Annotated in this window: 9 protein-coding genes; 5 read left to right on the top strand and 4 right to left on the bottom strand. The window is 65.6% G+C overall.

Annotated features, from left to right (window positions below; genetic code table 11):
- Positions 1-691 precede the first annotated feature (691 nt).
- Together rsfS and FJ039_12100 are read left to right on the top strand one after the other, a co-directional pair.
- Entirely contained in the window at positions 692-1054 is a 363-nt protein-coding gene (gene rsfS, locus FJ039_12105; protein MBM4406891.1) for a ribosome silencing factor, read from the top strand.
- A gap of 58 nt (positions 1055-1112) precedes the next feature.
- Positions 1113-2411, top strand: coding sequence for a DUF4349 domain-containing protein (locus FJ039_12100; GenBank protein MBM4406890.1), 1299 nt, complete (start codon positions 1113-1115; stop codon positions 2409-2411).
- Between the two features lie 67 nt (positions 2412-2478).
- On the opposite strand, the gene FJ039_12095 is transcribed toward FJ039_12100, so the two are convergent.
- The 3 genes from FJ039_12095 to tsaE form a co-directional block, all read right to left on the bottom strand.
- The gene (locus FJ039_12095; protein MBM4406889.1) at positions 2479-2928 is read right to left on the bottom strand and encodes a nucleoside-diphosphate kinase; all 450 of its coding nucleotides are present in this window, start codon (positions 2926-2928) and stop codon (positions 2479-2481) included.
- Between the two features lie 116 nt (positions 2929-3044).
- A complete protein-coding gene (gene tsaB, locus FJ039_12090) occupies positions 3045-3734 on the bottom strand; it encodes a tRNA (adenosine(37)-N6)-threonylcarbamoyltransferase complex dimerization subunit type 1 TsaB (GenBank protein ID MBM4406888.1) in 690 nt (229 codons plus the stop codon).
- A gap of 2 nt (positions 3735-3736) precedes the next feature.
- The gene (gene tsaE / locus FJ039_12085; protein ID MBM4406887.1) at positions 3737-4216 is read right to left on the bottom strand and encodes a tRNA (adenosine(37)-N6)-threonylcarbamoyltransferase complex ATPase subunit type 1 TsaE; all 480 of its coding nucleotides are present in this window, start codon (positions 4214-4216) and stop codon (positions 3737-3739) included.
- Positions 4217-4293: 77 nt separating this feature from the next.
- Here tsaE and FJ039_12080 point away from each other — a divergent pair, with 77 nt between their 5' ends.
- Both FJ039_12080 and FJ039_12075 read left to right on the top strand, forming a co-directional pair.
- Positions 4294-5025 (top strand): metallophosphoesterase family protein, encoded by a 732-nt coding sequence (locus FJ039_12080; protein ID MBM4406886.1) that lies wholly within the window; start codon positions 4294-4296, stop codon positions 5023-5025.
- Complete coding sequence (locus FJ039_12075; protein MBM4406885.1) at positions 5025-7202, top strand: hypothetical protein; 2178 nt, start codon at positions 5025-5027, stop codon at positions 7200-7202. The genes FJ039_12080 and FJ039_12075 overlap by 1 nt, the downstream gene beginning before the upstream one ends.
- Here the strand turns inward: FJ039_12075 and FJ039_12070 are convergent.
- The gene (locus FJ039_12070; protein MBM4406884.1) at positions 7199-8494 is read right to left on the bottom strand and encodes an MFS transporter; all 1296 of its coding nucleotides are present in this window, start codon (positions 8492-8494) and stop codon (positions 7199-7201) included. The genes FJ039_12075 and FJ039_12070 overlap by 4 nt on opposite strands.
- 192 nt (positions 8495-8686) lie before the next feature.
- Between FJ039_12070 and FJ039_12065 the strand changes: the two genes are divergently transcribed.
- Positions 8687-8966, top strand: a 280-nt coding sequence (locus FJ039_12065; GenBank protein MBM4406883.1) for a hypothetical protein, incomplete at its 3' end; no start/stop codon positions are given.

Below are 8966 nucleotides of genomic sequence, written 5' to 3'. Positions count from 1 at the left end.
CCCGCGCGATGGACCCAGGGCGCGTGCCCCGCGCCCCTACTCCTTTCTTTGAGATGGGTGTGGGGATGGGTGTGCTGCAGAGGGCCCGACGGTGTGCCATGGGTGGACGCGTCCAGCAAAGGTGCGGGCGTTTAACGTTCCCGTTCAAACGGGACAAGGCATCGCGATAGCGGTCTCGCGACTTCCCCACGGTGCCCTCGGCGACATGAGTCAGCCGGTCACGCCCGCGTGTGAGTCGTCCAAGACGGACAGATCGTACGATCTTCCTTTGTCGCATAGGCCTAGGCCAGGTGCGAGTGCGATGCGGGGGCTGAGCGCCGGGTACCATTCGGCGCGGCGTCCCGCAAGGGGGCCGCTCTGCAGAACTCTGTGGCATAGGCTGAGGGTGTATCGCCATACGTTCCTCTACTTCAATGATAAGTACTAATGTCAAGTGGGGAGAGGACAAGAGGGTCTACCACGGAGGGCGCAGAGATAAAGAAGAGGGGGAAGTAATCCACAGAGAGCACAGAGGCAGGATGGGGAGGAGCACAGGGTGAGGGACCGAAGGGAAGCGTGTAGCACCAACGCAGCGCTTTGAGGCAAGGGGGAGAGTGATCAGCGACGGAGAATGGATGGGCCGGGGGAGAGGGCGTTGGATGCCATCCTTGCCTTGACCGTACCCATCGCCGCTCCCTAGAATGGCTGCACGATGCCGAAGCGGAAGAAGCTCACAATCGTTGACCTTGCCAAGAAGGCCGTCGAGGCCGCCTCTGACAAGCAAGCCGCCGACATCGTGCTTCTGGACCTCCACGGGCTCGCCTCCTTCACCGATTACTTCGTCATTTGCACGGCGGATAACCCGCGCCAGCTCTCGGCCATCGCCAATGAGGTGGACGAGGAGCTGACGAAGGCAGGGCTGAAGTCCAACCACCGGGAGGGCCAGCCGGATTCGGGCTGGATGCTCCTGGACTTCGGTGACATCGTGGTCCACATCTTCAGCGCCAGGCAGCGCCGCTACTATGACTTGGAGGCGGTCTGGAAAGAGGCGCCGGCGCTGGTGCGGATGCAGTAGCGGGAACAAAATCGCCCGCCTCTCCGTCTAGTCACTAAGACGAGACGGGAGGTGCGCGATGAGACGAGCGTGGCTGTTCCTTTCGGCTTTTGTTGTGATCATGCTCTTTGTTGTCGCCTGCGGGGGCGACGACGAGGGGGAAGCGACAGGCGGGACCTCGCGGTTCGCGCCGACGGCAGCTGCAGGCCAGCGGTCATCGACGGACGCGGAGCAATCCACCTCCGGCGCTCGCGGCCCGGCGGGCCCGGCAGGACCCGCAGGGCCAATTGGGACAGGGATTTTTCCGCAGGCAACAGCCGCGCCGCCTGCGACTCCCCGACCCTTCCCGACTCCTGCCCCAACGGCCACGGCCCGTCCACCGGTCCCCGGCTTGGGCAGCGGCGGCCTGCCGCCGGACGATGGGCGCAAGGTCATCTCCACGGCGAACTTCGTCCTGGAAGTGACGGACGTGACGCCTGCCCTGACGCAGGTACGGCTCCTTGCTGAAGGGGCCGGGGGATATGTGGAGTCGCTCTCCAGCTCCGGGAACGAGGCGCGCCAATCGGCCACCATCGTGGTGCGGGTGCCGCCGGGGCAGTTCTTCAGCGTGCTGGAACAGGCGGAGCGCATCGGCACCGTGAAGTCCAGAAGCGTCAGCTCCCAGGACGTCACCGACCAGTTCATAGACCTGGAGGCGCGGCTCAAGGCCCTCCGGCGACAGGAGGAGAGCTACCTTGTCCTGCTGGCGCGCGCCCAGAATGTGAACGACATCTTGACGCTGGAGCGCGAGATCAGCCGGGTGCGCGCGGAGATCGAGCGCATCCAGGGGCAGCTGAACGTCCTCTCGCGGCGCGTGGACTTCTCGACGATCGCCTTTACCCTGCAGCCGCCGCAACCGACGCCGACGCCCACACCCACGCCGACGCCGACGCCGCTGCCCATCGGCAATGCGCCGTATGCAACGATGGTGCTGCGCGTCCCGAACGTCGAGGCGGCGTATGCCGATATCAAGGGGTATGCCGCATCGGTCAGGGGTGAAGTGGATTCGGCTGTCATCGTGATTAACGGCGAAGAGCAGCGAGCAGAGCTGGGGATACGCTTCTTCCGTGCGGACTTCTTGCAGGCCGTAACCTCCATCGAGTCGAAGTGGAAGGCTGTCTCGAAGGAGGTCCGCGACGGCACCACAGGCCCAGGCGATAAGAACATCACCAAGCCCGACGCGCGGATGGAGCTACGTATCGTGTTACGGCCGCCGAAACCGGACTACACCGTCCAGATCATCGTCGGCAGTGTCTTTGGCACAGTTGGACTGGTTGTGGTCAGTCTAACGCTGATGACGGCCTACCGGAGCAAGGCGCGGGGAAAGCCAACGGCGTAGCGAGTGCATCCATAAAAGGCAGAGGCCTCCGATTCAATCGGAGGCCTCTGCCTGTGTGATAAGCGGCTTACTCGATGATCCAGCGGTCGTAGTCGCGGGAGTAGGAGACGAGCTCGGCGGGCGTGAAGAAGATGGCCAGCTCCTTGGCGGCAGATTCGGGGCTGTCCGAGCCGTGGATGAGGTTGCGGCCGATGTCCACGCCGAAGTCGCCGCGGATCGTGCCGGGGGCCGCCTCCACCGGGTTCGTCTTGCCCATGACCTTGCGCACGAGCTCGACGGCGCTGGGGCCTTCGACGGCGATGGCGACGATGGGACTCGACGTAATGAAGCTGACGAGGCCGGGGAAGAACTTCTTGCCTTCGTGGGCTGAGTAGTGCTTCTTCGCAAGGGCCTCTGAGACCTTCATGAGTTTCAAGCCGATGAGCTTGAGGCCCGTCTGCTCGAGGCGCTTGATGAGCTCTCCGGCCAGCCCGCGCTGAACGGCATCGGGCTTCAAAAGCACAAGGGTGCGCTGGATCTCGGCCAAGGTGAACCTCCGAAGGGGTGCGTAGGAAAGTCGCGCGCCGCTCCACACGTGCGACGCAACGCCCGTCTATTGTACCGATTGCGCTAGGCCAGCGCTACGCGAATCGCCTACGCCTTTGCAGGCGGCTTGGGCGCGGTGATGGAGGGAGCGCGAAGGTAGATGGGCTGGAGGGTCGCCGGGTCGGAGTGATCGCCTGTCGCAAGCCTCTGCCAGCCCAGCTGGGCCAGGTAGCGCGGGCGGCGCATCGCCGCCGGGTCCGTGGGAAAGACGGCTCGCACGCCGAGCTTTGCGCTGAGGACGGCCTGGACGGCAGGCAGATGTTCGCCGCAGAAGTGCGTGCGCTCAGCGATGGAGGCGCACAGCGCCTCGAGCGACATGACGGCCCAGGGACGCGCCTCCCGCAGGTTGCCGTCGGCGGCGGTGTATGCGGCGACGGCGAGCTCGCCGCGCCCGGCATCCAGGATGACGCAGATGGGCAGTCCCGAACCGGCGTAAGGAGCGGCTTCGACGGCCATGGTATTCACTGCGGCGAGGGGGACTTGCAGGGCGACGGCGAGGCCCTTTGCCGCGCTGACGCCGACGCGCAGGCCGCTGAAGCTCCCAGGGCCGATGGCGACGATGACGGCCTTCACATCGTCCATCGTTGCGCCGGACTCCTTCAGCACAGCCTCGATGGTGGTGAAGAGCTGTTTGGTGTGGTTGAGATCGGTGCGCCAGGCCCGTTCGGCGAGGAGCTTGCCCTGGCGGCTGACGGCGACGCCGCAGACAGCGGTGGAGGTGTCTATGGAGAGTTCCATCGCTACTTCTTACCGGGCGCCGGTTGCACGGCCTGGAGCAGGCGTTGGCTGCGACCGCCCTGGGCCGTGACGGTGATGCGGCGCTTAGTGCCGCCTAAATCGGTCATCTCCACGCGCAGGCGGTCCGGCGGCATGGCGAGGGGAGCTTTGTCGGCCCATTCGATGACGGTGACGGCGGTGGAGTTGAAGTAGTCGTCCAGGCCAAGGTCAACGGCCTCCGGCGTGGAGTCTATGCGGTAGAGGTCCACATGGTGGACGGTGAGGCGGCCGTGGTACTGGGCGACAAGGACAAAGGTGGGGCTGTGGACGTACTCTTCAACGCCGAGGCCTTTGGCGAGGCCCTGGGTGAAGCAGGTCTTCCCTGCGCCCAGGTCGCCGATGAGCAGAAAGACCTCGCCCCCGCGGCAGGCTTCGCCGAGGCGCTGGGCGATGGCTTGGGTCTCCTCCGGCGAGGAGGAGAGGAATTCAAGGGAGGTGGGCATTGCCTGGGAAATTATATCGTCGCTCTGCTCTCACGGATAGCCGAGGGATGAGCTTCCCTGTGCTAGACTGACCCGCTATGAACGTGGCCGTCCTCTCCGATATCCACAGCAATCTCCCCGCCCTTGAGGCAGTGCTGGAGGATGCCCGCGCGAAGGGCGCGACGGATCATTGGTGTCTGGGCGATACGGTGGGCTACGGCCCGGAGCCGGAGGCCTGCGTGGCCGCCGTCCGCAGGCTTGCCGCCGCCTGTCTGGCCGGGAACCATGATTTGGGGGTGACCGGCGTCATCAGCCTCGAGGACTTCGTTCCCGCCTGCGCGCAGGCCAACCGCTGGACGAGCGGCGTCCTGAGCGCGGAGGCGCAGGAGTGGTTGAAAGGCCTCCCTTCCAAGACGGAGGCGAGCGGCGTGACCCTTGCCCACGGGAGCGTGCGGGACCCGGTGTGGGAGTACGTGGTCTCCGGCGTCTCAGCCAAGCTCTCCTTCGATAGGATGGAGACTAGCCTCTGCCTGGTGGGCCATTCGCATCTGCCCTTTGTCTGCTGGGAGTCCCTGCGCGGCCCACCGGTGTTGACGCCCGCGCGCGATGGCGAGGAGCGCCTGCTGGAGCCGGGGCGCTTCATCGTGAACCCGGGCAGCGTGGGCCAGCCGCGGGACGGCGACCCGCGCGCCTCCTATGCCATCATTGACCTCGAAGAAAAGGTGGTGCGCCACTACCGCGTCGCCTATGACATCGCGGCGACGCAGGCCAAGATGCGCGCGGCGAAGCTGCCGACCTATCTCATCGAGCGCCTGCCTCACGGACGCTGATGCGGCTCCTTTTACGCACATCCGCCAAGCTCTGGGCAGTCCTTTTTGCTTGTGTCTTAGCGGTCACCGCCTGCGGCGAGGCGACGGGTCCCCGCAGAGACGGAAGGCAGCCCCTAGCGCCATCGGACACCTGGGCGCGCCAGCGCGTGGAGGCTATCCTGCAGTTCTACAGCTTCAGCGAGGCGGGCGCGCAGGTGGTGCGTGATCTGGACGTGCGCCACATGATCGGCAGGCCCGGATGGTTCGGGAGTTACGGCGCCAACGGCTATTTCGGCATCGGCTCGGCGCGTCCCACGGCGATCGTCCACGAGATTTCGCATACCCTCTGGGGGCATGCGCCGGTGGTTGGCAAGCCGGAGCTTTCCTGGACTGCGAAGGAAGGTGAAAGGCTCGCGCCAGCCTATGTTGCCTTCCGCAAAGACCTGGAGACGTTCTTGCAGCAGCAGCCGGACGGCTTCGAGCCGCTGCGGGCGCGGCTGCGCCAGATCCCCGACCTCATCAGCGGCAGCGGCTACCCCGGCCTCTATCACCTGGGCGAGGCGGAGCTGGTCTCCTACACCGGAGGCAACCTCAACCTTATTCCGCCCATCCTTCGCAAGTATTACTCGCCTTACCTCACAGAGGGCGGCTTTGCCTCTTGGGATGAGGCGGCGCGCTGGTACCTGAGCCTCCCCGGCGATGAGCGCCGATTGGCGGACGTCTATATAGGAGTAGGGCACATGCCGCTTGGCGGCTTCGCGGTGGAGGAGGAGCCAAAGGCCAAGCTGCCTGAGGCTCCGGCGAAGCTCGCGGAGCGGGAGGAGCGCCGGCGGCTCGCGGACTTCGCCCAGCAGTACGCCCTGTACTTCAAGGATATGGACGGCCATGGGCCTGTGGTGCGGGACTTCCGCTTCTGGCGCGGCTATGTGCAAGACCTGATGCACACCCACGGGCGCTATCCTGACACCCTGCGCGCCATGCCCGGGCGCGGACGGCGCATCGGCGCCCAGTTCGATTTCCTGCTGGCGTTGGAACGCGCGCCGCAAGGGCGTCGCGCCGCGATGGCGCGGGAGCGCATCCTGCGCGACGCCTTCTTCCGGGAGTTCGCTCCGGCGATAGGCAACCGCGTCCTACTGGCGCTGCTCGCTGCCGAGGCCACGCCCAGCGAACGCCGCGCGGCGCGATTGACGGAGGCCGCCCTGGACCCCTTTCACCTCCGCGTGCTCCGGGAGGCGCGGAGCTACCAGGCGCTGCTGCAGAAGGAGCCGAAGGCGGCGAGCGAGCGCTTCGAGGCCTACGTCCGCAGCCTCACCCGGGATGAGCGCGGCGCGATGAACTTCATCCTTTCGATCCTGGGCGAGCTGGACCGGGATGCGACGCGAACGCTGCTCAGGGGCCTTTCGCCTGAGGCGATGCGCACCGTCTATTCGGAAGGGCCTGCCTTCACGCGCTTCGTCATGGAGCCGGAGGAGCTGGTGGCGGGGCTGGGCTATGGCGGCGAGCTTTCAGCGGAGCGCCTTACCGAGCTTGCGAAGCTCTTCAACGATAAGGTGACGGCGAATCCCGAGGTGGACGGGCGCTTCCTTGAGGTGGTCTATCGCCGGGTGCTGCGGTTAGGCGAGCGCGACCCGCAGGCGGCATGGCGGCTCTTCACTCAAACCGGCCTGCTCATCGAACCGCTGCTCCTGCGCGACCCGCAAGGTGCGGCGAGCCTCATCACGCGCGCGCCGCGCCCCGCCGCTGAGGCGATCCGTTCTGCGAACCCGGTGCGATTGCCCCCGGCCAGGGCGGTCTACGTCCTGGCGCAGTCCCAGCCCCAGGCGGCGGCGCGGCTGGTCTTGGAGTATGAGGCGATGGGCGCGCGCGAGGCGGTGCTGGATGCGCTGGCCTACTTCGCCTATCTTGGGCCGCGCAAACAGGCCCAGCCGCGGCTCGGCGTCTCCCTGGAGAACCACGGGCGATTCTTGGACGAGCTGCTCTCGCGGCGCGGGGAGAGCTGGCTGCGGACGGCCTTTCAGCAGATGGCCCAGGGCTATCAGGCGCGCATCGCGAACGACGACATCCCGCGCGATTTCTTCGACGCCTTCCAGGACACCCTCGCCGCGACGTACGAAGCCTATCGCACGAGCGACCTCTATGAGTTCATCACCCACGCGCTCATCGTGACTTGCGGGCCCAACAGCCAGCAGCGCGCCTAGGATCCGGTGGCGGCTCTTCCAAGCGCCGTCCCGGGTGCGGCAGGGGCCTTCCTTCGGGGGAGCTCTTTGGAGGCCACGTAGATGGCGATGAGCATCGCGACGCCGCTGCAGAGGCCGGCCGTCGTCCACGGCACCGTGTAGCTATCCGTCGCATGCTGGACGCGGCCCATCACCGCGCCGCCGCCGAAGACGCCCACATCCATCCCGATGGCGAAGGTGCCCGACGCCGCTCCGAGCCGCACGCCTTTTGCCTTATCCACCAGGTATGCCTGGAGCGTCGGCTGGACGACTCCCGAGCCGACGCCGACAAGAACCGCCGTGACGTAGACGATGGGCTCCGTCTGGATGAAGGCCAGCATGAGCGTCGCCGTCATCAGGCAGAACAGAGAAGGGATCATGATGAGCTGGCGCGGGTAGCGGTCAAGGAACTGGCCGCCGATGAGGCGGAAGAGGATCATCGCCAGGGCGTAGACCGTGTAGTAGAGGCCGGGGTTGGCCATCCCGATCTCTTCTCCAAAGAGCGGGATGAAGATGTTGAGCGCGACGAAGTTTGAGGTGACGAGGCCGTTGAGGATAGCCGGGACAGCAGCATCGCGATGGAGCATGCTCTGCACCATCTCAAGGGGGCTCTCCTTGGCCTTTCTCGTCGGGACGTGCACTTCCTTAAGCCGCAGGGAGAGGACCACGCCGACGAGGGCAAAGACCGTCGCGACGACGAAGAGGATGGCGAAGTTGTATTGATCGGTGACGCTGCTCCCGCTCCCGGGCAGCCAGTCTTCCAATCGCCGCTCTATCCCGCCGAGCCGGTCCGACTTGATGAGCCAAATGCCGAGGGCAGGACCGAGGGCCATGCTGATGTTGTTGAAGATGCCGAGGTAGGCCATGGCGCGTCCGCGTTGCCCTGAAGGCGAGATGTCTCCCATGAAGGCCGTGGAGGCGGTGAAGAAGAAGGCGATCCCGGCCCCGGCCATCAGGCGGACGGGCCACATGGAGCCAAGATTTGGGGCGAAGTCATAGCCGATGGAGCTGAGGAGCATGCAGAGGCAGCCGACGAGGATGAAACGCCTGCGCCCGTACCGGTCGGTCAATCTTCCCGTGACCGGGCGGATGGCGAGACTGACGATGCTGGAGGCCCCCACCATCAGGCCGATGATCGCGGCATCGCCGCCGTGGGACTTGATGAGGAGCGGCAGGGTGGGAAAGAAGAGGGTAAAGCTGATGAAGAAGCCGAAGGTGCAAAAGCTCAGGTAGAAAAAGTTCGGGGTGAAGATGCGATTATTGGCGGCGGCCATTTGGCGTAAGGATAGCCTGTCAGCCGTGCGCTGTCGCGCCTGAGCCGCGCATTCACGGACGGTGGGCCAAAGATGGAGTGAAGATAGGCCGTTCCGGGGTTGACTTTCCTCTAGGGCAGAGACCTACAATACGAGGCGTCCTCACGTTTACGTAGGGACTCTCTCCCCTAGCGATGTGATGAGGATCAAGACGTGAACCGCTTTCCCAGAAGCGCGGGTAGCCTTCTCCTATCGGCGATGCTCATCGCCTTGGTGACGCTTGGCGGTATTGCGACGGCCTGGGCGCAGAGCTTGTCGTCGCCCTTGACCGTAGATGAGTCCGGAGAGGTGCAGGCTTTCGTATTGCCGCAAAAGGGCGGTGGCGGCAGTTCCGGTGGGGGCCAATCTGGAGGCGGGGGCCAGTCGGGCGGGAGCCAAGGTGGCGGAAGCCAAGGCGGAGGCCAGTCAAGCGGTGGGGGCAATCTGGAGATGG

Source organism: Chloroflexota bacterium, assembly GCA_016875535.1.
Classification (GTDB): Bacteria; Chloroflexota; Dehalococcoidia; order SHYB01; family SHYB01; genus VGPF01.
This window is presented reverse-complemented; position numbering and strand designations above follow the sequence as displayed.

What these genes read in the sequence shown, in the direction of transcription:
- rsfS (MBM4406891.1), top strand. Translation starts at nt 692, where the DNA reads ATGCCGAAGCGGAAGAAGCTCACAATCGTTGACCTTGCCAAGAAGGCC.
- FJ039_12100 (MBM4406890.1), top strand. Translation starts at nt 1,113, where the DNA reads ATGAGACGAGCGTGGCTGTTCCTTTCGGCTTTTGTTGTGATCATGCTC.
- tsaB (MBM4406888.1), bottom strand. Translation starts at nt 3,734, where the DNA reads ATGGAACTCTCCATAGACACCTCCACCGCTGTCTGCGGCGTCGCCGTC.
- tsaE (MBM4406887.1), bottom strand. Translation starts at nt 4,216, where the DNA reads ATGCCCACCTCCCTTGAATTCCTCTCCTCCTCGCCGGAGGAGACCCAA.
- FJ039_12080 (MBM4406886.1), top strand. Translation starts at nt 4,294, where the DNA reads ATGAACGTGGCCGTCCTCTCCGATATCCACAGCAATCTCCCCGCCCTT.
- FJ039_12075 (MBM4406885.1), top strand. Translation starts at nt 5,025, where the DNA reads ATGCGGCTCCTTTTACGCACATCCGCCAAGCTCTGGGCAGTCCTTTTT.
- FJ039_12070 (MBM4406884.1), bottom strand. Translation starts at nt 8,494, where the DNA reads ATGGCCGCCGCCAATAATCGCATCTTCACCCCGAACTTTTTCTACCTG.